Origin of the sequence: Roseovarius sp. E0-M6 (assembly GCF_037083845.1) — a bacterium.
Lineage (GTDB): Bacteria > Pseudomonadota > Alphaproteobacteria > Rhodobacterales > Rhodobacteraceae > Roseovarius.
On record NZ_JBAPLA010000001.1, the window covers coordinates 284,737 to 308,349 of the forward strand.

Here is a 23,613-nt window from a genome sequence, read left to right on the forward strand (position 1 = left end):
ACTCCGGTTTGTAAGCTGGATAAGGATGTCTTAAGTTTGTGCCAAGCATTGATCAAGCCGGCAAGGCAGAAAGGATACCCATGAGCTCGCAGACCGATGAGAAATGGTTCGACCCCTCCAGCACAACCTTCGGGGACCGACTGGCCGGTGCGCGAGAGGATGCGGGTATGACGCAAGATCAGCTCGCGCGGCGACTCGGTGTAAAGATCAAATCGCTTGAGCGGTGGGAGAATGACCACACCTTCCCGCGCGCCAACCATCTTTCGATGCTCGCCGGGCTTTTGAACGTGTCGATTCTCTGGCTGCTGTCGGGCGAAGGTCCGGGACCGAGCGCACCCGCCGAGGTGGTGGACCCGCAAGCCAACCTCAATGATCTCCTGCGCGAGGTGAGCGCGCTTCGGGGGCTGATGGATGCCGCCGCCGAGCGCATGACCCGGCTCGAAACGCGGCTGGAGTCTGCGATCGACCGTGCCTGAGGCGCGCGACACGCGGCTGCGGCGTCTGAGGATGCGCTCGATGCGTCGGGGCACCAAGGAGATGGACATCATCCTGATGCGCTTTGCCGAGGCGCGTCTGGACGCTCTGAGCGACTCGATGCTCGATCTTTATGACCGCCTTCTCGAAGAGAACGATCAGGATCTCTATCAGTGGGTGACGGGACAGGCGCAACCTCCTGTCCCCTACGCACCGCTGATGGATGAGATCGCAGGGTTGGCGCATCACGTGAAATAGATCGGATTTTACCCGTTTCTGGCCGGGTTTACCGAATGTTGGGCAATTTGGGCCAATGCTCTGTGCGAGCAGTATTGCATGGAGAGTATCATGAGTTTTCACCACCCCCCGGCGCCGACGGCGTCAGACCATGGCTTCATGTCGGGTTATCTGGATGCGCTGTCACTGGTTGAGCGGTTGCACCGTCTTCTTCTGGACGTGATCAAGGATGAGTTCGAGCGCGTCGGCGTGATCGAAATCAACGCGGTTCAGGCGCTTTTGCTGTTCAACATCGGCGATAACGAGGTGACGGCGGGCGAACTGAAGACGCGCGGATATTACCAAGGCAGCAATGTCAGTTACAACCTCAAGAAACTGGTCGAGATGGGTTATATGCACCATCAGCGGTGCGAGATCGACCGCAGGTCGGTGCGGGTGCGCCTGACGCAGAAGGGGCGCGACATCCGTGATCTTGTCGCCAAGCTTTTTGAACGGCATGCCGATGGGTTGCAGGGCAACGGTGTTCTCGGGGCCGACGGAATCGATGTGATCGCCGCCTCGCTCCGCCGGGTCGAACGGTATTGGACCGATCAAATCCGCTATATCTATTGAATCGGTTGAGGGGTGCGCCGTGACGACACCGCCACCGGCCGCAATTCTCGCAGGAGCTTGGCTGTCATGGCGCGGCGATAATCGTCATAGCCGGTGGCGGTGATGACAAACGCGCCGGGCCCACGCAAGACGCGATCGCGGTAATATGTCAGGAGCGTTCCGGCATTGGCGAGGTTCTTGGTGATGTTGTCACGCGCGTCAGGCCCGATGACAAGCGCGTTGATGGTCAGGCCCGGGGGGCCGTCCGACCCGATGGTTTCGGGGAAGGGGCCGTTGTTCGACGGGCCGTCGCCCGAGATATCCATCACATGCGTCCAGCACGCATCGCGATCTTGCAGCCGGTCAAGACCATAAAGCATCGCGGCCCCGATGGCTGTCTGCGGGTTTTCGAAAGGCGCCGCCGTGTCGCGCAGCCGCGCGGCAGCGGCGCTCAGCGCCTCGGCGCGGTGGATCGGGGTCCAGTCCAGAAGCATGCTCTGCTGAGACTTGGCGCCCCATTGAAAGGCCGCAAGCTCAACATGGGTGCCGGGCAGGGCGAGAAAGGCCGCTTGCATCTCGGGGTCGTCCAATGCCGCCGCCGTGCCATCAAGCTGTTGGCGATATTCGCGGGCGTCCACGGACCCCGAAACATCGAAGGCGAGGATGAGCGCAAGACGACACTGGCTCTGGGCCGTGGCGGCCGGGGCCGCCGACAGAAGAAAGCCGAGAGCAAGCCCCGTCGCCCGGCTGATCGCCCTGAGAAGCCCGACGTTCAGGGCTTTGATCCCGCGGTGTCGCATTACCTCGGATCCCCGGCCAGCGCGGTGCGGCGGGGGCGCACCTCAGGTCGCGCGTCGCCAAAGACAAGGTCGTTGATTTCGCGGTAAAGTTTACGGGACATCGCCTCCTGAAACCCTTGGAAATCCGGGGTGACGATCATGAAGGCGCTTGGGCCCCGCATCACCGTTTCACGATAATAGCTCACGACCTTTTTCACATCGCGGCTGATCACCAGCGCATTGACGGTCACACCGTCGAAGGGAAAATTGCGATAAGCGGCGAGGGGGCCGAAGCCGAAATTGTTGATCCCGTCGCCAGACACGTCAAGCACCTTGCGCGCGCAATTGGGCGCCCGGCGCAGGGTGGTGGCCCCAAAGCCCAAGGCCTGACCGATTGCTGTGGGAAAATCATCGTGGCTACGTTCCATGCGGCCAAGCGCCAGAACCGCACGATCAATGTCGGCTTCGCTTCGCAGGCGCGTCCAGTCAAGATGCAGGGTCTGTTGGTTGAAGCCACTCCATTCATAGACCGCAAGCGCCACGTCGCCGGGGGCGCCCGACAGGATGGCATGGCGCACCTCGAGCGCATTCAGCGCCGCAGCAAGGCCGAGGCGCTGAAGCTCGTATTCATCGGCATTGACCGACGATGACACATCCAGCGCCAGCGCGAGGGCCAGCCGGCAGGGGGCCGCCTGTGCCTGAGCGCCCCCTGTCAGCAGGGCAAGCCAGAGTGTCAACGCCCACCTTACCAATGGCCGGTATTCTCCATGCTGGCCCAAGGCTCGCGCGGGGCGAGTGAATCGCCCGCCTGCAACAGCTCGATCGAGATATTGTCGGGCGAGCGCACAAAGGCCATGTGGCCGTCGCGCGGGGGACGGTTGATGGTCACGCCGTTGTCCATAAGGTGCTGGCAGGTGGCATAGATATCGTCCACCTGATAGGCGAGATGCCCGAAATGGCGGCTGTCGGAGGGCAAGGCATCATCGCCGTCCCAGTTCCAGGTCAGTTCAACCGGGCATTCCTCTTGGCCGGGAGGGGCCATGAACACCAATGTGAAGCGGCCTCCATCATTGTCCCAGCGTCGCGTTTCCTCGAGCCCGAGGAGGCGATAGAAGGCCATGGAAGCTTCAAGATCCTTTACGCGGACCATGGTGTGCAGATACTTGATCGCCATGCGGGGTCTCCTGTGATTTGGGTCAGTGTCAAAGATAGTGGTCCGCGCCACGGTGTCGAGAGTGGAATTCAGGCCCATATTGCCGTTCTCTCGCGTGGCCGCCCAAGATATAGTGGAAAGCGACTCGGCCCTCCCGTGTAGAAGAAAGGACGCCCCTCATGCCGCTCAGCCCCGACCAGCAGGCCGAAATCGACGCCCAGCGTGCCGAGACCCGGCCCACCGCCCGCACAGTCTCGGAGGGGATGGAAAGCCATCTTTACACCGCCTACCCGGTGCTCGATCACGGGTTCGTGCGGGTGATCGACTACATGGGCGACGACGCGGCGATCTGTCAGGCCGCGCGGGTGAGCTATGGCAAGGGCACCAAGAGCGTTCAGAACGACGAAGGGCTTATCCGCTATCTCATGCGGCACTGGCACTCGACCCCGTTCGAGATGTGCGAGGTTAAGCTGCATGTAAAACTTCCGGTCTTTGTGGCGCGGCAGTGGATCCGGCACCGCACCGCCAATGTGAACGAGTATTCCGCGCGGTATTCGATCCTTGACCGGGAATTTTACGTGCCCGCACCGGAGCATCTGGCGGCGCAATCTGTGATCAACAACCAAGGCCGGGGCGCGGCACTTGAGGGTGAGGAGGCAGACCGCGTGCTGCGGTATCTGCGCGATGATGCAATGCGGGCCTATGACCATTACGAAGAGATGATCAGCCAAGAGGGGCAGCAGGGTCTGGCGCGCGAACTGGCGCGGATGAACCTGCCCGCCAATGTCTATACGCAATGGTACTGGAAGGTTGATCTTCACAATCTTCTGCATTTCCTGCGGCTCAGGGCGGATGCGCATGCGCAGTATGAAATCCGCGTTTACGCCGACGAAATCTGCAAGATCGTGGCGGATTGGGTGCCTGCCGCCTATCGCGCGTTCGAGGATTACCGCATGGGGGGTGCGACCCTGTCGTCAACCGCGCTCGACTGTGTGCGCCGGATGTTGAAGGGCGAAGAGGTCACGCAGGAGAATTCCGGCATGTCCAAGGGCGAATGGCGGGAATTTCAGGGAATGTTGGGCGAGACCGTGTGATCGATGTGCCGGGCTGAAGCCCGGCCTACGGGGGTCTCCCACGCGCGTTACTACGATGCCGCTCCCAGCACCACCGCCTGTGTCCACCAGCCCGGATGTGTCTCGGCGAGGCGGCCAGCGGCCGAACGGGCGGTCTCCATATCGGCATAAAGGCCAAAGCAGGTGCCGCCGGACCCTGACATGCGGGTCAGAAGACAGCCGGGCGTGACTTCGAGCGCCGAGAAGGCCTGTTCGACCACCGGCTCGGCGGCGATGGCCGCTTCTTGCAGGTCATTGCGCATGGTCTTGAGCCAGTCGATCATTTCGCTCGCGTCAAGCCCGGCGGGTATTTCCTCGGGCATCGGGGTGTTGTCGGGGCTGGCGAGGTTTGCAAAGACCGTGTCGGTCAGGACCGGGATGTTTGGATTCACCAGCAGCGCGTGCAACTGTGGCAGGTCGTGCAGGGGGGTCACGTCTTCGCCAATGCCGCGCATCCGGGCCGAAACACCGCCCAGACAGACAGGGACATCCGCGCCAAGGCGTGTCGTTTCGTCCGGGATAGGCTTGCCGGTCAGCATCGAGAGCGCGCGGAACGTGGCCGCCGCGTCGGATGACCCGCCGCCCAGTCCGGCCGCGCGAGGGAGGCGTTTGTCGAGTGTGATGGCCCCGGTTGCGCCCATCATGGCCGCAGCCCGCATCACGAGGTTGCTTGTGTCTTCGGGCACGCCGGAGGCCATGGGGCCAGTGACGTTGAGAGACGTTTCGGACGCTGATTTCGCGGTGATCGTGTCGCCCACATCGGCGAACATCACCAGACTGTCGAGCAGGTGATAGCCGTCATCGCGGCGTCCGGTCACATGCAGTGTCAGATTGACCTTGGCCGGGGCGAAGACCTCAACCATCGTCTTTGGCCACTTTGATCGGGGGCGCGCCTTCGCTGGCAAGCACCTGATCCAACCCGACCTCAAGCTTGCGCCGGATGCGTTCGGGGTCGATATCCTGTTCGGGCGTGTCTTCGGTGATGAAGCTCAGGGCGCGCTTCCACTGAAACTCGGCCTCGGTTTCGCGGCCAACGGCCCAGAGCACATCACCGAGATGGTCGTTCACGACCGGATCGACAGGGGAAAGCGAGGCGGCGCGTTCCATTGGATCCACGGCCTCCTCATAGCGGCCAAGGCGATAGAGGGCCCAGCCGAAGCTGTCCTGAATGGCACCGCTTTCGGGGCGCTGTTGAACGGCGCGTTCGATCATGTCGAGTGCTTCGTCCAGATGTTTGCGCTGTTCCACGAGCGAATAACCGAGATAATTGAGGACTTCCGGTTGTTCGGGGCTGAGATCGAGCGCGCGGCGGAAATCGGACTCGGCCTCGGGCCATTCGCCCAGCCGCTCATACGAGATGGCGCGGGTGTAATAGACGAACCAAAGGGGGTCTTCGCGCTCTTCATAGATGGCGATGGCGCGGTCATAGGCTTCAACGGCTTTGCCGAACTCTTCGAGTTGCCGAAAGAGATCGCCGGCCGAGGCGTGGACAACAGGCAACTGAGGATGGCTTTTGCCAAGCTGTTTGAGCACTTCGACCGCGGCGTCGAGGCGACCGCTCTGGCGCAGGGCCTCGGCGCGGCCGAGTTCGGCCATGTGAAAGGAGGGGTGATCGCGCGGCACGCGCGAATAGGCTTCGGTCGCGAGATCGTAGCGCCCCTGCTCTTCGAGCAGTTCGGCGCTCATGATCTGGGCATCGACATGATCAGGGCTGAGGTATTCGGCAAAGCGCGAATAGACGAGCACGTATTCAGGGCTGGTTTCCTGAAGCAGCGCGCGACCCAGCGAATAGAGCATTTCGGCGACGCCGTCCCGTGCGCTGGAGATCCGGCTGAAGGGCACGCGCTCACCGGTCGCGAGGCGGGAGCGCAGATCGCTCAGTTCAGGGTCGAGCCCCTTGCCGAACGTGTCGTCGATCACATTGATCGCGTCCTCGTTGCGCTCAAGCTGGCTCAGGGCCTCGGCCCATGCGATGGCGCCACGGCGTGTCGTCTGAACCGCGCCAACCGCGTCACCGGCGAAGATGGCGACCGTGCCTTCGAAGTCTCCGACGGTGGCGAGGGCGAGCGCCTTGTGATAGGCGGCAAAATCGCTCATGCCCGGCTCTTTCATGACCCGGTCGAAAAGATCGAGAGCGGTTGACATGTCGCCCTTGCCGAGGCTGGCCCAAGCCGCGAGCAGGCCGTCGGCCAGAGGGCTGATGGCGCGATCCTGACCGACGCGTTCAAGAACGGCGTCGTAATCACCCTCTTTCACAAGCTCCGACACCAGCGTCATGCTGGCGATTTGGCTTCTCACGCCGATCTCTTCGATCCGGCGGGCGACGGGAAGCGCCTGATTGACACGTCCGAGCGAAACGAAGGCGGCGGCGGAATGTTCGAGCAATTCGGGATTTGCCGGATCGCGCGCAAGCGCCTGTGTGAGATATTCTGCCGCGGCGGAATAATCGCTATTGTAGCGGGCCTGCCGTGCCGCCAGATAGGCGCCCGGCGCCGCATCGGACAGGGCGGGAAGGGCCATTGGCCCGGTGATGGCGGCGGCCGCCACTAGTGAAGAGATCAATCTGGAAATCACGGGTATTCGGTGCCTCGGGTCTCATGCTCGTTTCCGGCAACGTAATGCGCCCCGGGCCGTAACGCAATGCGGGGCGGTCCTTTGACCGCCCCGGAACACGAACTATTCATGCACGTGTTACATGTTGGGATAATTCGGCCCATCTCCGCCCTGCGGAGCCGTCCATTTGATGTTCTGGGGCGGATCCTTGATGTCGCATGTCTTGCAGTGCACGCAGTTCTGGAAGTTGATGACGAAGCGCGGCTCTTTGCTCTCTTCATGCACGAATTCATAGACGCCCGCCGGGCAATAACGCGCCGAGAGGCCCGCGTATTTCGGCAGATTGACCTCGACCGGGATGCTGGGATCCTTGAGCTTGAGGTGGGACGGCTGACTTTCCTCGTGGTTGGTCATCGAGAAGCTGACATTGGTGAGCCTGTCGAAGCTGAGCTTGCCATCGGGCTTGGGATAGTCGATCGGCTTGTGCTTTGAGGCTTCCTCGGTGGCTTCGGCATCGGATTTGCCGTGCTTGAGCGTGCCCAGAAGCGAAAAGCCCAGCGTATTGGTCCACATATCGAAACCGCCAAGACCGAGCGAGGCCATCAGGCCGTATTTCGACCAGAGCGGTTTGACGTTGCGAACCTTCTTGAGATCGGCACCGATGTCGCCTTCGCGGACGTTCTTTTCATAATCGTTGAGTTCGTCGCCGGCGCGGTCGGCCTTGATCGCCTCGTGTGCGGCTTCGGCGGCGGCCATGCCCGACAGCATCGCGTTATGGTTGCCCTTGATGCGCGGCACGTTGACCATGCCCACAGTGCACCCCAGAAGCGCCACGCCGGGCGCGACCATCTTGGGCATCGACTGATATCCGCCCTCGGAAATGGCGCGCGCGCCATAGGCCACGCGCTTGCCGCCCTTGAGAAGCTCGGCCACCATCGGGTGATGCTTGAACCGCTGGAACTCCATGTAGGGGTAGAGGTGCGGGTTCTTGTAGTTCAGGTGGACCACGAAGCCCACATAGACCTGATTGTTGTCGAGATGGTAGATGAACGATCCGCCGCCCGCATTCTTGCCCAGCGGCCAGCCCATGGTGTGCGTGACGCTGCCTTCGCGATGCTTGTCGGGGTCTATTTCCCAGATTTCCTTCATACCGAGGCCGAATTTCTGTGGCTCCTTGCCGGCAGAAAGATCGTATTTGGCGATCACCTCCTTGGAGAGAGAGCCGCGCACCCCCTCGCAGAGGAAGACGTATTTGCCATGCAGTTCCATTCCTGGCTCGGTGTCGGGGCCGATGGAGCCGTCAGCTTCGAGCCCGAAGACCCCCGCAACGACGCCCTTGACCTCGCCATTCTCGCCATAGACCAGTTCGGAACAGGCCATGCCGGGGAAAATCTCGACGCCCAATTCCTCGGCCTGCTCGGCCATCCAGCGACAGACATTGCCCATCGACACGATGTAATTGCCGTGGTTGTTCATCAGGGGGGGCATCGGAAAGTTGGGCACGCGCACCTTGCCTGCCTCGCCCAACATATAGAAATTATCGTCTTTTACCGGCACGTTGACCGGCGCGCCCTTATCCTTCCAGTCGGGGATGAGCCGGTTCAGGCCGACCGGATCGAGAACCGCGCCGGACAGGATATGTGCCCCCACTTCCGAGCCTTTTTCCAGCACGACGACGTTCAGGTCGGCATCCAGCTGTTTAAGGCGGATCGCGGCGCTCAGGCCCGCAGGCCCCGCGCCGACGATCACGACATCGTATTCCATGGCTTCGCGTTCAATCTCGGACATGTGTGTCGATCCTTTCCCGAGGCGTGGCGTTCTGGGTCATAAAGTTTCGCACGTGGTTATCGTGCGGGGCGCGTAAAGGTCAATTCAAACACGACGTCATTGCCTGTCTAATGCGGCAAATTTTCTCTGACAGGGCGCGAAAGCGCGTGCAAACGCAGTTCTTCATTGCAAAGACCCCTGCCTTCGGGGCAGTTTGCCGTGACATCCGCGCCTCGCCCTTTGACTGCGACGCGCAGACCAAGACATGAATTACGGAAACCGGACAAATGGACAAAATCCCGATGACCCGCAGGGGCCACGCGGCGCTCGAGGCGGAACTGAAGCACCTCAAATCCGAGGAACGCCCGGCCATCATCCGCGCCATCTCGGAGGCGCGTGAGCATGGTGACCTGTCCGAGAATGCCGAGTATCATTCGGCCAAGGAAAAGCAGAGCTTTATCGAGGGCCGGATCAAGGAGCTTGAGAGTGTGATCGGTCTGGCCGACGTGATCGACACAGCCAAGCTTTCCGGTCCGATCAAGTTTGGCGCGACCGTCACTCTGGTCGATGAGGACACCGAGGAAGAGAAGACCTGGCAAATCGTGGGTGAACATGAGGCCAATATCGAAACTGGCCTTCTCAATATCAAGTCACCCATTGCCCGCGCTTTGATCGGCAAGGACGAAGGCGACAGCGTCGAGGTGCGCACGCCCGGCGGCGAGCGGTCTTACGAAGTGGTCAAGATCGAATATACCTGACAGGCACGAGCCCATGGCCGACCCGACCCAGCCCGGCAACGGGCGCGACGACACTCATGAGAAGGAGCCGATGACCGGTATCGAACTGGTCGCGGTGGTCCTTTCTGTCTTGTGGCTGGTGGCTGCTGCGGCGTTTTTTCTGTTGATCGACAGCGGAGCAGGCGGCGGCACCGGTCTCTTCCGGTTTGTCATGACCATGCTGGCGATTTTCATGCCGGTTGCGATGATCTGGATCGCGGCCATGTCGGCGCGCACGACCCGCGTGATGCGTGAGGAAAGCCGCAGGTTGCAGGCTGCGATCGACGCGATCCGCAAGGCCTATGTCACGCAGGCGCGTCAAAGCGATCAGGGCTCGGGCGATCAGAGCGTGAGCAAGAAACTCGAGGAGATCGCCGCCGCGCAGCGCAAGACCGAAACCGCGTTGGCGACGTTTTCCACCGTCCGGCAGGCGGCACCTGCGATCACCCGCGTGTCAGCCCCGTTGCAGCACCCCGCCAGCAGCGATGAGCAGGGTGCGTTGCCCCTTGGAACCTCGGCAGAGGACATGACCCCGCCGCTGGCCACCGCGGATTTCATCCGGGCGCTCAATTTTCCGGAAAATCCGCAAGACAAGGCCGGGTTCGATGCGCTGCGCCGCGCCCTCAAGGACCGGCCCACGGCCCAATTGGTGCGGGCGGCGCAGGACATTCTGACCCTGATGAGCCAGGACGGCATATATATGGACGATCTGCGCCCAGATCTGGCGCGTCCTGAATTGTGGCGTAGGTTCGCGGCGGGCGAGCGCGGGCGCGAACTCGCGGCGCTTGGCGGAATACGCGACCGTTCGTCATTGGCGCTGACAGCGGCACGGATGAAGAACGACACGATCTTTCGCGACGCAGCGCATCATTTCCTGCGGCTCTTTGACCGGATGATCGCGCGCTTTGCCGAGACCGCCGACGACGGTGAACTGACCGAGCTTTCGAATACACGCACCGCCCGGGCCTTCATGCTTCTGGGCCGTGTTGCGGGCACGTTCGACTGAGCGTCTTCCCCCTTAGCCGAACAGGGTCAGCCCGGCGTAAAGCGTGATTCCACCGGCCAGGATCGCGCCAAGCACGCTGCGTGTCAGAAGCCCCACACCCAATGCCACCAGTGCCGCGAGAAGCCGCGCGGGATCGGGTTCCCCGCCGGTGGCGGGCGGCCAGAGCACAAGCGGCGCGATGAGCGCGGGCAGAACCGCGACCGCAGTGTAGCGCAGGTGCCGCAGAAGCCAGCCCGGCAAGGGACGATCCCCGACCAGCCCGAGAAATGCGAAGCGCAGCGCGAAGCTTCCGATGCCGATACCTGCGATGACGGTCCAGAGCGTTGTCTTGTCGATCATGTCCATGTCCCCCTGAGCACCATGCGGCGCTCGATCTCGGCGCCGACGGTCATGCCGATGAAGCCGGCGAAGATCACCCCGAGGCTGTAGGGCAGCCAAGTCAGGCAGAGCGACGCCGCGATCCCGGCCAGTGCCGCCGCCCGGTGCGCCCCGGTGCGCAACATTGGTGTCACGATCGCAATGAAGGTGATGGGAATCGCGAAGTCGAGCGCCATGCTGTCGGGAACCGAGCCACCAAGCAAGGCGCCGACCACCGTAAAGCCCAGCCAGCAAGGCATGATCGGCGTGGCCACGCCAAGAAAATATCCCAGCTTGCGCGAAAGATCCCACTCGGGATGCGCTTCGTAGGCCGCGACCGAACAGGCATAGGTCTGATCGACCGTGAAATAGGCGGCAAGGGCGCGTTTGGGCAGCGAAAGCTGACCCAGGTAGGGCGTGAGAGCGGCGGAATACATCGCCATGCGCAGATTGACCGTCAGGGCCGCTGCGAGCACGATCAGGACCGGCACCTGTTCGGTCATGAGCTGCACGGCGGTGAACTGGGCCGCGCCCGCCACCACCAGCGCCGACATCACCAGCGCCTCGGTCACGTTCAGCCCGGCCTCGGTCGCGATGACGCCGAAAAGCGTGCTGAACGGGACAAGGATCAGTATAAAGGGCGCGCCCGCGCGCATGCCTTGCCAGTAGATGGATTTGATGCTTTGCATGGAGTGTGCCTTGTCCCGAATTCACCATTGGCCTAGCGCGAAGTCCGAGGAGACGCAATTGCCCCCGAGCGACCCGACTGACAGCTATATCATCGCCCCCGATCCGGCGCGCGCGGACCTGACGCGCGCGGTCGACGGCGTGGACCATGACGGCGCGCCGATCCGCATCCCGGTGGTCGAGGAACGTCCCCTGACGATCTTTCTCAATGGACAGGAGATCGTGACCGCGATGACCATCGGGGATTATCCCGATTATCTCGCGCTTGGGTTTCTGCGCAATCAGGGCATGTTGCGCGACGACGAATCCGTGACCGGTGTCGACTATGACGAAGAGCTTGAGACCGTGGTGGTCCGCACCGATGGGCAGACCACCTATGAGGACAAGCTGCGCAAGAAGACGCGCACATCCGGGTGTGCGGTGGGCACGGTCTTTGGTGACATGATGGAGGGGCTCGAAGGATTGCGCCTGCCGGAAGCGCAGGTGCGCGCCTCGGACCTCTATGCGCTTGCCAACGTGATCAACCGGACGCCATCGCTCTATCTCGAGGCGGGGGCGATCCACGGAACGGTTCTGTGCAAAGATGACCGACCGCTTGTCTACATGGAGGATGTGGGCCGTCACAACGCGGTGGACAAGATCGCGGGCTGGATGCTCTCGGAGCGTGTCGGCCCCGAGGACAAGCTGCTTTACACCACGGGGCGCCTCACGTCGGAGATGGTGATCAAGACGGCACTTATGGGTATACCGGTGCTGGCCTCGCGCTCGGGCTTTACCGCATGGGGGGTCGAGATCGCGCGGCAGGTCGGGCTGACACTTATCGGGCGGATGCGCGGCAAGCGGTTCGTGTGCCTCTCGGGCAATGAGCGGCTGATCAGGGATGTCGATCCCGCCACGCTTCCCGAGGAAGAGCGCAAGCACCGCCGCAAGAGCGCGCCAGACTGAGGGGCGAATGATGAAACAGCCATTTGGTATCATTCTGGCCGGCGGGCTGGCCACGCGCATGGGGGGCGGCGACAAGGCGCTGCTGACGCTGGGCGGGCGGCCCATCCTGAGCCATGTCATCGACCGGCTCGCGCCGCAGGTGGCGCAGGTGGCGCTCAATGCGAATGGCCCGGCCGACAGGTTCGCCGCGTTTGGTCTGCCCGTCTTGCCGGACAGTATCGCGGAGTTTCCCGGCCCTTTGGCGGGGGTTCTGGCGGGGCTCGACTGGGCCGCGGCGCAAGGCGCGGACACGGTGGTGAGCGTCGCGGGAGACACGCCGTTCTTTCCCTGCGATCTGGTGCCGGTGCTTCAACGTGCGGCGGAAGGGATGGCGCACCCGCTTGTTCTGGCGGCGACGCCGCGGGACGATACCGAGGTGACGCGCTCCAAGACCCGGACGGGCCTTATCCGGCATCCGACATTCGGGCTTTGGCCTGTTGCCCTGCGCGACGATCTGCGCGAGGCCCTGAACGGTGGTTTGCGCAAGGTCGTGCTCTGGACCGAGCGGCATGGCGGGCGCGAGGCGCTGTTTGACGGGCCGGGTGATCCGTTTTTCAATGTGAATACCCCCGAGGACCTGACCGAGGCGCGGGCCATGGCAGGGCTTTGTGAATGAAGGTATTCGGGGTCACGGGGTGGAAGAACGCGGGCAAGACGGGCCTTGTCGAACGGCTTGTCACAGAAATCACGGCGCGCGGTTTCAGTGTTTCGACCGTGAAGCATGCGCATCACAGTTTCGACGTTGATCAGCCGGGACGGGACAGCCACCGCCACCGCGAGGCCGGGGCGCAGGAGGTGATGTTGTCATCGGGTGCCCGCTGGGCGCTCATGCATGAATTGCGGGGGGCGGAGGAGTTGTCGCTCGGGGATCTTCTTGCCCGCTTGTCGCCAGTCGATCTGGTGCTGATCGAAGGGTTCAAGCGTGAAGGACACCCCAAGATCGAGGCGTGGCGCGCCGAAACGGGCCATCCCCTGATCGCGCCGGGTGATGCGACGATCCGGGCGCTGGCCGCCGACACGCCGCCCGAGACGGACCGGCCTGTCTTTGACCTGAACGACACGGCGGCCATTGCCGATTTCATCCTGTCGGAGGTCGAGCTTTGAGCGGGTTTGACACAATCCTGATTGTGGATTGGTCGGCCGCGAACACGCGCGCTCCTCAAAGGCCCTCCAAGAATGCCATCTGGATGGGGCTTGTCAGAGAGGGTGAGCCGCAGGCGCCGATCTATTGCCGCACCCGGATCGAGGCGGAGGCCCGCATCGCCGCGATATTCGAACAGGAAATGCAGGCCGGGCGGCGCGTGCTGGCCGCCTTTGATTTTCCATTCGGCTATCCGCGTGGTTTTGCACGGGCTATCACCGGATCGGATGACCCCTTGCGGCTATGGGACTGGCTTGCATCGCGAATAGAGGATTCCGAGCGAGGCGCGAATAATCGCTTCGATGTGGCAGAGGAGATGAACGCGGCCTTCGACGGCCCCGGCCCGCTCTGGGGCAAAACGCACCCGGACCGCTGGCCGGGTATCCCCTATGATAAGCAGGCCATCCTTTACGGCGAGGTGCCGGAGAAGCGGACCTGCGACCGCATCGCGCGCACGTCGAGCAGCTGCTTTCAGCTCTGCTACAATCCCACCGTTGGCAGTCAGGTGCTGATGGGATTGCCGATGCTGTCACGCCTGCGGCGGATGGATGGGGTTTCCGTCTGGCCGTTCGAGGAGTGGCAGGATGCGCGCGTCGTGCTGGCAGAAATCTGGCCGGGCGTCATTAACCGTGCCGTCAAGCGCGCCGAGGCGGCGGGGGGGATTCGTGACGCCCATCAGGTGCGCTTGCTGTCCCTCGCCCTGTCCCGGCTGCCGGCGTCCCGGCTTGACCGCATGATGACAGACCTGCCGCCTGAGGCGGCAGAGGAGGCCTGGGTGCTGGGTGCTGAACATGAAGAAGAACTAATGGCCGGCTGCGACGACACGCTGAAACCGCCGCCGCTGCGTGACGATTGTTTCGCGATGCCCGCCGGCGTGGATTGGACCCCGGTGGACGAAGCGCTGACTGCGTTGCGCAATCGTCTGACCCCCGTCGCGCCCGTGCGGGAGGCCCCCGTCGCGGAGACGCTGGGCCTTGTGCTCGCCGCGCGGGTGGAGGCACGCCGCGCCAATCCCCCAAGCGCGAATTCCGCCGTTGATGGCTATGGGTTTGCCCATGACAGCCTACCTCCCGACGATCCGGTTTTGCCGCTGATCGCGGGGCGCGCCGCTGCGGGCGTGCCGTTTGACGGGACAGTGCCCGCGGGCCATGCCATTCGCATCCTCACCGGTGCGGCGCTTCCGCCCGGTGTCGATACCGTCATTCTTGAGGAAGACGTGCGGCTGGGCGAGGGGGCCATCGCCTTTCGCGCCGGGATCAAGCCCCGCGCCAATGCCCGCCGCGCCGGGGAGGATGTCGAGGAGGGAGAGACGATCCTTGAGGCGGGCCGCGTTGTGACCCCTGCGGATATGGCGCTCATGTCGGCCACCGGCGTGCGGAGCGTCAGCGTGCGTGATCGGCTTCGAGTGGCCGTGATCTCGACCGGGGACGAATTGATCGAGGCGGGGGGTACCGCTTTGTCGGGGCAGATATTCGATGCCAACCGGCCCATGTTGCTTGGGCTGCTCCGGCGTTTTGGATATGAGGCCATCGACCTTGGCCGAGTGCGGGATGAGCGTGCGGCGCTGCGGGACACGCTTGACCGGGCGGCGCGAGAGGCGGACGCGATCCTGACCTCGGGTGGCGCGTCGGCAGGTGACGAGGACCACGTTTCAGCACTCCTGCGTGAGGCCGGGGCGATGACCGAGTGGCGCATCGCACTTAAACCGGGGCGCCCTCTGGCGCTCGGCCTCTGGCAGGGCGCGCCGGTTTTCGGGCTGCCGGGCAATCCGGTGGCGGCGTTGGTCTGCACGTTGATCTTTGCGCGGCCCGCCCTGCGGTCGCTGGCCGGAGAGGCGTGGCAGGCACCGCAGGGGTTCAAGGTGCCTGCCGCCTTCACGAAATCCAAGAAACCGGGGCGCCGCGAATATCTGCGCGCGCGTATCCGCGATGGTCAGGCCGAGGCGTTCGCCTCCGAAGGATCGGGCCGCATCAGCGGGCTGAGCTGGGCCGAAGGTCTGGTTGAGTTGCCCGACGAGGCGCAAGAGATCACTCTGGGCGATCCGGTTCACTACATCCCGTTCTCCAGTTTCCTGTAACCTCCCGCGACGATGCGGCCACCCCAAGCCAAGGCCGCCACGGTATGCCTCAAAACGACAGGGCCCGCGTTGCTACGCGGGCCCCCGTTTCGTTTGGCGACATGATCCTTGTTCGGGTTAGCCTATGGCGGCTGCGCGGACATCCTCGTCGATGTAAGGCAGGTATTGCTCGAAATTCTTCGAGAACATGTTGACGAGTTTCGCGGCCTGCCGGCCATATGCCTCGGGGTTGTCCCATGTGCGGCGCGGATCAAGAAGCACCTCGGGCACGCCGGGGGCGTCGACGGGGACGTCAAAACCGAAATTCGGATCCTTGCGGAACGACACCTTCGACAGAGAGCCGTCAAGCGCCGCGGTGAGGAGCGCACGGGTTGCGCGGATCGGCATCCGCGAGCCGGTGCCATAGGCGCCACCTGTCCAGCCGGTGTTCACAAGCCAGCAAGTCGCACCATGCTTGGCGATCTTTTCGCGCAGGAGGTTGCCATAGGCTTCGGGCCGGCGCGGCATGAAGGGCGCGCCAAAGCAGGTCGAGAAGGTCGGTTGCGGTTCTGTCACGCCGCGCTCGGTTCCCGCCACCTTGGCGGTAAAGCCTGACAGGAAATGATACATCGCTTGCGCCGGTGTCAGGCGCGCGATGGGCGGCAGCACACCGAAGGCGTCACAAGTCAGCATGATGATGTTCTTGGGGTGCCCGCCGATCGACGTCGGCGATGCGTTCGAGATATAGTCGAGCGGATAGGCGCAGCGCATGTTCGCGGTAAGCGAATCATCGTCGAAATCCAGCTCCTTGGTCTCGGGGTCGTAGACCATGTTCTCGATCACGGTGCCGAATTTGGACGTGGTGGCGTAGATCTCGGGCTCGGCCTCGGCGTTGAGGTTGATCGTTTTGGCATAACAGCCGCCTTCGAAATTGAAGGTGCCGCGATCCGACCAGCCGTGTTCATCGTCACCGATCAGCACGCGATCGGGATCGGCCGAGAGCGTCGTCTTACCTGTGCCCGACAAGCCGAAGAATACGGCGGTATCCACCGGGTTGCCCTTGGCATGATTGGCCGAACAGTGCATCGGCATGATGTTCTTCTCGGGCAGCAGGTAGTTGAGCAGGGTGAAAACGGATTTCTTGTTCTCGCCCGCGTATTCGGTGCCGCCGATCAGGATGATCTTGCGGTCGAAATTCATCGCGATCACGGTTTCTGAACGGCAATCGTGCTTTTTGGGGTCCGCCTGAAAGCTCGGGCAGTTGATCACGGTGAAATCGGCCACGAAATGATCCAGGGCATCGCGCCCGGGGCGCCGCAGAAGATGCCGGATGAACAGGCCGTGCCAAGCCAGCTCGGTGATCATCCGCACCTTGATCGAATGGGCCGGATCGGCGCCGCCGGTGAGATCCTGAACGTAGTAACGCCCACCTTCCATATGCGCGACCATGTCGGTGTAGAGCGCATCGAACCCTTCGGGCGACATCTCGGCGTTGTTGTCCCACCAGATGTTTTCGGCCACGTCATCGGTCTTGACGACATGCTTGTCCTTGGGAGAGCGCCCCGTGAACTTGCCGGTGGACACGAGGAATGCACCGCCGCGGCCAAGTTCTCCTTCGCCGTTCTTCAACGCGGCTTCGATCAGCGCCGGTTCGATCAGGTTGTAGTGGACTTCTCCCAGTCCGGTGATGCCTTGATCCTCAACACGGAATTGCGGGTTCACCCGTCCGACTGTCATTGGCTTCGTTCTCCACTTGGTAGGGCCGGCGTTGGCGGCCTGATAGCAAGGGCCAAGGGTGGTATGCGACGGCCCACCGGCCCGGACAGCGCCCTCTTAACATGGGCTCGGAAGAAAAGAACAGGGCGCTTGCAGGCAGTTAGCGCAACCAAGGCCAAGTTAGCGCAATCAGCGGGGTGGTGGCCATGTGGAGCCCGAGGTGCGGCGCGTGAAGTGAGTCAATTTAGCCATTCCTAAGGAAATTCTGCGTCAAATGGGCCGCAGATATCCGGCGATTCGGAAAATTGGATTGATTGCGTCCGGTAAATACGCGCATATTGGCGAAAAAAGCAGGCAACAAAGAGCAGTACAAGGAATTCAAAAATGTCGAAAATCGCCCTTGTGGACGATGACAGGAATATCCTGACATCGGTGTCGATGACTCTTGAGGCAGAAGGGTTCGAAGTCGAAACTTACAATGATGGTCAGCAAGCCTTTGACGCGTTTAGCAAAAAGCTTCCTGACATGGCCGTTCTGGACATCAAGATGCCACGGATGGACGGAATGGACCTGTTGCAGCGGCTGCGCCAGAAATCGGCAATGCCGGTGATCTTTCTCACATCCAAGGATGACGAGATCGACGAGGTGCTGGGGCTGCGTATGGGAGCGGACGACTATGTGAAAAAGCCGTTTTCGCAGAGACTTCTGGTGGAGCGTATTCGCGCGCTTCTGCGCCGGCAGGATGCGGTTGATGGCAAGATAACGGCCGCCGATGTCGAAGACGGAAAGGTGATCGAACGTGGCGAGCTGCGCATGGATCCGTTGCGCCACGCGGTGGCATGGAAAAGCAAGGACGTGTCGCTCACCGTGACCGAATTCCTGCTTTTGCAGGCACTTGCCCAGCGTCCCGGTTTCGTCAAGAGCCGCGATCAGCTTATGGATGTGGCCTATGACGACCAGGTTTACGTGGATGACCGGACGATCGACAGCCATATCAAGCGGCTGAGGAAGAAGCTGCGCAATGTCGATCCGGATTTCTCGGCGATTGAGACGCTCTACGGTATCGGCTACAGATATAACGACGACTGAGTATGGCACTGGTCGAGGGGGCGCATGTGCGTGACGCGGCACCGGGGCGAAGAGGGGACGTCGTTCTAGGCGACGACTTCGTCGCGCCCGACAGGGTGGTTGAGGACGAGGTGCGCCAGCGCCGCCAAAGGCGCGGGCTTTCCTCGCTGCGGTCTTCGCCGCTCACGCGGAAGATCATCATCTTCAACCTCATCGCGCTCAATATCCTTGTCGCGGGCATCCTTTACCTCAACTCTTCGCGCGATGGGCTTGCGGTACAGCGTATCGACGGGCTGCTGAGCGAAGCCCAACTTGTCGCCAACGTGTTCGAGGCGCAGCTCCCGGTTGGGGGCCCCGTCAACATGGTGACCGGGGATGGCATCGACGTAAGCGAAACGCTTGATGGGCTGGACCTGCGGCGCGGGGCGGAGGTTTTCGTCTTCGACACCGAGGGTGTGCCGGTCGGGAATGTGACCGGAACCCGAAGCGACGCCGAGATCGGGGCCGCGACCGGGCCGACGGTGATTACCGATGCGCTCAACTGGATTTGGGACAAGCTTGCCGGGCCTTTCCGGCGCACACCCAAGGCCGACCTCCCCGATACAGAGACCCTCTTGCGCGGCATGGTCGACCCCGCGGTGGCGGAGGGCACTCAGGTAAAGACTGGCCAAACCGCGACTGGCAGTGTCTTTGCCGTGGCTGCACCGATCATGCAGAGCGGCACGCCGGTAGGCGTCGTCACCATGACCAGCGCGGCAGGCGAGATTGACAGCCTCGTCAAGTCCGAGCGCGAGCGAGTTCTTCAGATGTTCATCATCGCCACGCTCGTGTCCATCGGTCTGAGCCTTATCCTTGCGTCGACAATCGCGCATCCGCTGGCCGATCTTGCCGCGGCGGCCGAGGTAGGTGGCGCGCGCAATCGCGGGCGGGGCGGGTCATCGCGCATCCGCATTCCCGATCTCACCTCGCGGCCCGACGAGATTGGCCGCCTTTCGGGTGCGCTTCGGGGCATGGTGGGCGCGCTTTACAACCGGATTGATGGCAACGAACAGTTCGCCGCTGACGTCGCGCACGAGATCAAGAACCCGTTGGCGTCGCTGCGCTCAGCGGTCGGCACGCTGCGCGTGGCCAAGCGCGAAGATCAGCGCGACCAACTTCTCGATGTGATCGACCACGATGTGCGCCGGCTTGACCGGCTGGTGAGCGATATCTCCAACGCGTCGCGGCTGGACAGCGAATTGGTCAAGGAAGAAGAAGAGCCGTTCGACCTTTTGACCATGCTGGGCAATCTGGGCCAGTATCTGGGTGAGGACGCCAAGGGCAAGGGCATAGATTTCATTGTCGACTTCCCGAAAGATCCGATCGTGATCAACGGGCTTGAGGCGCGGTTGGCACAGGTCTTTGTCAATCTCATCACAAACGCCATAAGCTTCTGCGAAGAAGGCGACGCGATCCGAATTTGGGCGCGCACCCGTGAGAACAGAGTGCTGGTGGTGGTCGAGGATACCGGCCCCGGCGTGCCTGAACAGGCGCTCGCCAAGATTTTCCAGCGTTTCTATTCGCAACGCGCCGAAAAGGATTTCGGCAATAACTCCGGCCTCGGGCTTGCCATTTCAAAGCAGATCGTGGAGGCGCATGGCGGTGTGATCTGGGCCGAGAACATCCGCCCGACCGAGGCCGATGTGACGTCGGATCCGCTTGGTGCGCGCTTTGTCGTGGGTCTGCCTATCTGAGGATGCCAAGCGGATGGACGACCCCGCCGTGCAGCCTGACATGGAAACCGTGCATGGCTCCTGTGTGGCTCTGGCGGGCCGGGCGCTTCTGATCCGGGGAGCCTCGGGACAGGGCAAAAGCGCGCTGGCGCTCGATCTTCTTAGCCGTGGCGCGATGCTGATTTCCGATGACCGGACGATCCTGCGCCGGAAGAAGGCCCAAATCATCGCCGCCGCACCCGAAGCGATCGCCGGTCGGATCGAAGCGCGGGGCGTGGGCATCCTGCATGTTTCCGCCGCCGAACCGGCACCGCTTGTGGCCATCGTCGACCTTGATACGCCTGAAACCGAACGCCTGCCGCCGGAGCGATCAACCAAGCTTCTTGGCGTCACCTTACCACTTGTGCGAAATAGTGAGATGACCTGTTTTCCCGCGGCTCTTATCCTATATGTCACGCATGGACGATTTGCCTGATCCCTCAACCGTACCTGAACGGTTTAACGCGCTTACGCCGCTGGTTTTGATCACCGGTCCTTCGGGGGCGGGCCGCACCACCGCGATTCATGCGCTCGAAGATTTCGGATATGAGGCGATTGATAACCTCCCACTGAGTCTGCTGCCGCGTCTCTTGGCCGGGCCGAGACCGGAGCGACCGCTCGCTCTTGGGATAGATGTGCGCAATCGCGATTTCTCGACCCAAGCGCTGATCGAGGCGATCGACGGGCTTGGAGCGCTGGCGGGAAATCCGATGCAGGTGCTTTATCTGGACGCGGAGGCCGACACGCTGGTGCGCCGCTACTCCGAAACGCGGCGGCGGCATCCTCTCGCACCTGAGGAGAGTGCGGCGATGGGGATCACCCGCGAGCTTGACCTTCTGGGGCCGATCCGCGCGCGGGCGGATGTGCTGATAGATACCTCTGAACTGAGTCCGCATGACCTGCGTGCCGAGCTGAGCCGATGGTTCGCGGCCCCCGATGACGCGTCACTGTCTGTTCTGGTGCAATCGTTTTCCTATAAGCGCGGCCTGCCGCGCAATGCCGATCTGGTGCTGGATTGCCGGTTTCTGCGCAATCCGCACTGGGATGCCGATCTTCGCGCCCTTGATGGCCGCGACCCGGCGGTTGACGCCTATATCGCTGCCGATGAGCGGGCCGAGGAGTTTCGCGACCGCATCCTGTCGCTCGTGCGGTTCCTGCTTCCGGCCTACAAGAACGAGGGCAAATCCTATCTTACGGTCGCTTTTGGGTGTACCGGAGGCCAGCATCGGTCGGTGGCGATGGCAGAAACCCTTGCAAGGGCCCTTGCGAAAGAGGGCTGGCCAGTGTCAATAAGGCATCGGGAACTGGAACGGCATGCTGACCGGTCCGCACCGGGCGGACCCAACACCGCAAGCCGGGACGAAGGGGACGGAACGCAGTGATCGGAATAGTGATCGTGGCGCATGGCGGCTTGGCGCGCGAGTATCTCGCGGCCATCGAGCACGTGGTGGGAGATCAGCCGGGTATCCGCGCCATCAGCATCGATCGCGATCACGACCGTGCCGAGAAACAGGCTGAGATTTGCCGGGCCGCGGATGCGGTCGATACCGGGGCGGGTGTGGTGATCGTCACCGACATGTTCGGCGGCTCCCCCTCGAACCTGTCGCTGATGGCCTGCCGCCCCGAGGACCGCCGTATCCTGTACGGAGCGAACTTGCCGATGCTCATCAAGCTTGCGAAATCCCGCCACAAGGCCGTTCCCGACGCGGTGGCACATGCGCTTGACGCCGGACGCAAGTATATCGACAGCCAGAACATCTCGGCGGAATAGGAACGGTTATGACGCATTCGGCAACGCGCACGGTTGAGATCGTGAACGAAAAGGGGCTGCACGCCCGCGCCTCCGCCCGCCTTGTCGAGGTGGTCGAGGGGTTCGACGCGAATGCGGAGGTATCGCGGGATGGTCAATCGGCCAGCGGTGACAGCATCATGGGCCTTTTGATGTTGGCAGCCTCGCGCGGAACAACTATTGACGTGCAAACGCGTGGACCAGATGCCGAGGCGTTGGCGGATGCCATCGAGAAACTGGTAGCGAACCGATTTGGCGAAGAGATGTGAGGGTGAGTGGCCGGGCAACCGGGCGCCGGAATGTAGATGGGACAGGAGCGGGTGACGGACAAGTTTGCGGAACAGGCGCGTGTCGACACGCCCGAGGTAGTCACCTTTACCAAGTATGACCGCCGCAGCCTGACCTATGCCAATTCCTTTGACAGCCCGCTCACCGCGCGGATCATCCGCACCGTCGAGTGGGTGACCGGCAAGATCAGCATCATCCGCATGATCCGTGAGTTCGAGAAGCGGGGCGCCCCGACAGGACAGCCTTTCTGGCGGGCCGCGCTTGATACGATGGGGGTCAGTCTTCTGACGCCTGCCGAGCAGATCGAGAACATTCCGCGCGACGGGCCGGTGGTGGTGGTTGCCAATCATCCCCATGGGCTTGTCGATGGCATGATCCTAGCCGATCTGATTGGCCGTCGGCGCACGGATTACAAGATACTGACCCGCGCGCTTCTCACGGGGATCGACGAGGTGGCGGCGTCCTACATGATATCGGTGCCGTTCCCACACGAGCCGGACGCGCAGCGCAAATCGGTCGAGATGCGCGCCAAGGCGATGTCGCACCTCAAGGATGGTGGCGTGATCAGCGTGTTTCCCTCCGGTGTGGTGGCGTCTTCGGATACGCTTTTCGGCCCGGTGAAAGAACGCGAATGGAACGTGTTCACGGCACAGATGATCCGCCGGTCGGGCGCGCGCGTGGTGCCGATCTATTTCCCCGGTGCGAATTCGCGGTGGTATCAGATGGCCAACTGCATTTCCGCCACGATGCGCCAGAGCCTGCTGCTTCACGAGGTGGTGCGAAGCTGTAACACGCCACAAGCCCCGGTGGTCGGCGCCCCCATCACTGATGAGCAGATGCAGCTTCTTGAAAGTGATCCGCGCGGCTTCATGATGTGGCTGCGCGAACATACGCTGTCCCTTGGTCAGCGCGACGCACAAACCCGAGACACAGCCTGAAACAGAGGAGCAGGACATGAACGACATTACCCGTATGGGCACCGGCCAGCGCATGAGCCAGATCGTCATTCACGACAACACCGCCTATTTGGCGGGGCAGGTCGGCAATGTTGGCGACAGCGTGGCCGACCAGACCAAAACCTGCCTTCAGGGCATCGAGAAGCTTCTGGCGCAGGCGGGGTCGGATACCACGCGCATCCTTCAGGCGACGATCTGGCTGGCTGACATGGCCGATTTCGCCGAAATGAACGCGGTCTGGGATGCTTGGGTGCCCGAAGGGCACGCGCCTGCACGCGCCTGCGGAGAAGCGAAGCTCGCGCATCCCGAACTCAAGGTCGAATTCATGATCACCGCCGCCGTCAACAGCCGCACAGACGGCCCGCGGTAAGA

General features: G+C 62.5%; 27 protein-coding genes. 18 read left to right on the forward strand and 9 right to left on the reverse strand.

The window, feature by feature from the left end; genetic code table 11:
• Positions 1-80: 80 nt before the first annotated feature.
• The 3 genes from V8359_RS01410 to V8359_RS01420 all read left to right on the forward strand — a co-directional run bounded on the left by V8359_RS01410 (position 81) and on the right by V8359_RS01420 (position 1,323).
• On the forward strand, positions 81-476 hold the full coding sequence (locus tag V8359_RS01410; RefSeq protein WP_336426905.1) for a helix-turn-helix domain-containing protein: 396 nt from the start codon (positions 81-83) through the stop codon (positions 474-476).
• Between the two features lie 31 nt (positions 477-507).
• Complete coding sequence (locus tag V8359_RS01415) at positions 508-732, forward strand: FAD assembly factor SdhE (RefSeq protein WP_336426906.1); 225 nt, start codon at positions 508-510, stop codon at positions 730-732.
• A gap of 90 nt (positions 733-822) precedes the next feature.
• Positions 823-1,323, forward strand: coding sequence for a MarR family winged helix-turn-helix transcriptional regulator (locus V8359_RS01420; RefSeq protein ID WP_442970301.1), 501 nt, complete (start codon positions 823-825; stop codon positions 1,321-1,323).
• On the opposite strand, the gene V8359_RS01425 is transcribed toward V8359_RS01420, so the two are convergent.
• From V8359_RS01425 to V8359_RS01435, 3 genes are read right to left on the reverse strand one after another with little or no spacing between them, the layout of a single operon-like run.
• On the reverse strand, positions 1,317-2,102 hold the full coding sequence (locus V8359_RS01425; protein ID WP_336426908.1) for a DUF1194 domain-containing protein: 786 nt from the start codon (positions 2,100-2,102) through the stop codon (positions 1,317-1,319). The genes V8359_RS01420 and V8359_RS01425 overlap by 7 nt on opposite strands.
• Positions 2,102-2,818 carry a DUF1194 domain-containing protein gene (locus tag V8359_RS01430; protein ID WP_336426909.1) on the reverse strand — a complete coding sequence of 239 codons (717 nt, stop codon included), beginning with the start codon at positions 2,816-2,818 and terminating at the stop codon, positions 2,102-2,104. The genes V8359_RS01425 and V8359_RS01430 overlap by 1 nt, the downstream gene beginning before the upstream one ends.
• 8 nt (positions 2,819-2,826) lie before the next feature.
• Positions 2,827-3,255: a VOC family protein gene (locus V8359_RS01435; protein ID WP_336426910.1), complete on the reverse strand. Its 429-nt coding sequence runs from the start codon at positions 3,253-3,255 to the stop codon at positions 2,827-2,829.
• A 158-nt stretch (positions 3,256-3,413) separates the two neighbouring features.
• On the opposite strand from V8359_RS01435, the gene thyX reads away from it, so the two are divergent.
• On the forward strand, positions 3,414-4,328 hold the full coding sequence (gene thyX / locus V8359_RS01440; RefSeq protein WP_336426911.1) for an FAD-dependent thymidylate synthase: 915 nt from the start codon (positions 3,414-3,416) through the stop codon (positions 4,326-4,328).
• 50 nt (positions 4,329-4,378) lie between these two features.
• Here thyX and V8359_RS01445 read toward each other — a convergent pair whose 3' ends face one another.
• The 3 genes from V8359_RS01445 to V8359_RS01455 all read right to left on the reverse strand — a co-directional run bounded on the left by V8359_RS01445 (position 4,379) and on the right by V8359_RS01455 (position 8,687).
• Positions 4,379-5,209: a 4-(cytidine 5'-diphospho)-2-C-methyl-D-erythritol kinase gene (locus tag V8359_RS01445; protein ID WP_336426912.1), complete on the reverse strand. Its 831-nt coding sequence runs from the start codon at positions 5,207-5,209 to the stop codon at positions 4,379-4,381.
• The gene (locus V8359_RS01450; RefSeq protein WP_336426913.1) at positions 5,202-6,908 is read right to left on the reverse strand and encodes a tetratricopeptide repeat protein; all 1,707 of its coding nucleotides are present in this window, start codon (positions 6,906-6,908) and stop codon (positions 5,202-5,204) included. Before V8359_RS01450 ends, V8359_RS01445 begins: the two co-directional genes overlap by 8 nt.
• Before the next feature lie 129 nt (positions 6,909-7,037).
• On the reverse strand, positions 7,038-8,687 hold the full coding sequence (locus tag V8359_RS01455) for an electron transfer flavoprotein-ubiquinone oxidoreductase (protein WP_336426914.1): 1,650 nt from the start codon (positions 8,685-8,687) through the stop codon (positions 7,038-7,040).
• 266 nt (positions 8,688-8,953) lie between these two features.
• On the opposite strand from V8359_RS01455, the gene greA reads away from it, so the two are divergent.
• Together greA and V8359_RS01465 are read left to right on the forward strand one after the other, a co-directional pair.
• Positions 8,954-9,424: a transcription elongation factor GreA gene (greA, locus tag V8359_RS01460; RefSeq protein WP_336426915.1), complete on the forward strand. Its 471-nt coding sequence runs from the start codon at positions 8,954-8,956 to the stop codon at positions 9,422-9,424.
• A gap of 13 nt (positions 9,425-9,437) precedes the next feature.
• A complete protein-coding gene (locus V8359_RS01465; protein WP_336426916.1) occupies positions 9,438-10,448 on the forward strand; it encodes a hypothetical protein in 1,011 nt (336 codons plus the stop codon).
• A 12-nt stretch (positions 10,449-10,460) separates the two neighbouring features.
• On the opposite strand, the gene V8359_RS01470 is transcribed toward V8359_RS01465, so the two are convergent.
• Positions 10,461-10,787 (reverse strand): AzlD domain-containing protein, encoded by a 327-nt coding sequence (locus tag V8359_RS01470; RefSeq protein WP_336426917.1) that lies wholly within the window; start codon positions 10,785-10,787, stop codon positions 10,461-10,463.
• Entirely contained in the window at positions 10,784-11,494 is a 711-nt protein-coding gene (locus tag V8359_RS01475) for an AzlC family ABC transporter permease (RefSeq protein WP_336426918.1), read from the reverse strand. The genes V8359_RS01470 and V8359_RS01475 overlap by 4 nt, the downstream gene beginning before the upstream one ends.
• A gap of 58 nt (positions 11,495-11,552) precedes the next feature.
• Between V8359_RS01475 and V8359_RS01480 the strand changes: the two genes are divergently transcribed.
• The 4 genes from V8359_RS01480 to V8359_RS01495 are packed head-to-tail and all read left to right on the forward strand — an operon-like array spanning position 11,553 to position 15,694.
• Complete coding sequence (locus tag V8359_RS01480) at positions 11,553-12,437, forward strand: formate dehydrogenase accessory sulfurtransferase FdhD (protein WP_336426919.1); 885 nt, start codon at positions 11,553-11,555, stop codon at positions 12,435-12,437.
• A 10-nt stretch (positions 12,438-12,447) separates the two neighbouring features.
• On the forward strand, positions 12,448-13,092 hold the full coding sequence (gene mobA, locus V8359_RS01485; protein WP_336426920.1) for a molybdenum cofactor guanylyltransferase MobA: 645 nt from the start codon (positions 12,448-12,450) through the stop codon (positions 13,090-13,092).
• Complete coding sequence (gene mobB, locus V8359_RS01490) at positions 13,089-13,580, forward strand: molybdopterin-guanine dinucleotide biosynthesis protein B (protein ID WP_336426921.1); 492 nt, start codon at positions 13,089-13,091, stop codon at positions 13,578-13,580. Before mobA ends, mobB begins: the two co-directional genes overlap by 4 nt.
• Positions 13,577-15,694, forward strand: coding sequence for a molybdopterin-binding protein (locus V8359_RS01495; protein WP_336426922.1), 2,118 nt, complete (start codon positions 13,577-13,579; stop codon positions 15,692-15,694). The genes mobB and V8359_RS01495 overlap by 4 nt, the downstream gene beginning before the upstream one ends.
• A gap of 117 nt (positions 15,695-15,811) precedes the next feature.
• On the opposite strand, the gene V8359_RS01500 is transcribed toward V8359_RS01495, so the two are convergent.
• Entirely contained in the window at positions 15,812-17,410 is a 1,599-nt protein-coding gene (locus V8359_RS01500; RefSeq protein ID WP_336426923.1) for a phosphoenolpyruvate carboxykinase, read from the reverse strand.
• Between the two features lie 363 nt (positions 17,411-17,773).
• Here V8359_RS01500 and V8359_RS01505 point away from each other — a divergent pair, with 363 nt between their 5' ends.
• The 8 genes from V8359_RS01505 to V8359_RS01540 are packed head-to-tail and all read left to right on the forward strand — an operon-like array spanning position 17,774 to position 23,611.
• Positions 17,774-18,478 carry a response regulator transcription factor gene (locus tag V8359_RS01505; RefSeq protein ID WP_336426924.1) on the forward strand — a complete coding sequence of 235 codons (705 nt, stop codon included), beginning with the start codon at positions 17,774-17,776 and terminating at the stop codon, positions 18,476-18,478.
• Positions 18,479-18,480: 2 nt separating this feature from the next.
• On the forward strand, positions 18,481-20,190 hold the full coding sequence (locus tag V8359_RS01510) for a sensor histidine kinase (RefSeq protein WP_336426925.1): 1,710 nt from the start codon (positions 18,481-18,483) through the stop codon (positions 20,188-20,190).
• Between the two features lie 13 nt (positions 20,191-20,203).
• Positions 20,204-20,644, forward strand: coding sequence for an HPr kinase/phosphorylase (locus V8359_RS01515; protein ID WP_336426926.1), 441 nt, complete (start codon positions 20,204-20,206; stop codon positions 20,642-20,644).
• Positions 20,628-21,590, forward strand: coding sequence for an RNase adapter RapZ (rapZ, locus tag V8359_RS01520; RefSeq protein WP_336427907.1), 963 nt, complete (start codon positions 20,628-20,630; stop codon positions 21,588-21,590). The genes V8359_RS01515 and rapZ overlap by 17 nt, the downstream gene beginning before the upstream one ends.
• Positions 21,587-21,979, forward strand: coding sequence for a PTS sugar transporter subunit IIA (locus tag V8359_RS01525; RefSeq protein WP_336426927.1), 393 nt, complete (start codon positions 21,587-21,589; stop codon positions 21,977-21,979). The genes rapZ and V8359_RS01525 overlap by 4 nt, the downstream gene beginning before the upstream one ends.
• An 8-nt stretch (positions 21,980-21,987) precedes the next feature.
• Positions 21,988-22,266: an HPr family phosphocarrier protein gene (locus V8359_RS01530; RefSeq protein ID WP_336426928.1), complete on the forward strand. Its 279-nt coding sequence runs from the start codon at positions 21,988-21,990 to the stop codon at positions 22,264-22,266.
• A 36-nt stretch (positions 22,267-22,302) separates the two neighbouring features.
• A complete protein-coding gene (locus tag V8359_RS01535) occupies positions 22,303-23,223 on the forward strand; it encodes a lysophospholipid acyltransferase family protein (protein ID WP_336426929.1) in 921 nt (306 codons plus the stop codon).
• A gap of 16 nt (positions 23,224-23,239) precedes the next feature.
• The gene (locus tag V8359_RS01540) at positions 23,240-23,611 is read left to right on the forward strand and encodes a RidA family protein (RefSeq protein ID WP_336426930.1); all 372 of its coding nucleotides are present in this window, start codon (positions 23,240-23,242) and stop codon (positions 23,609-23,611) included.
• Positions 23,612-23,613 lie beyond the last annotated feature (2 nt).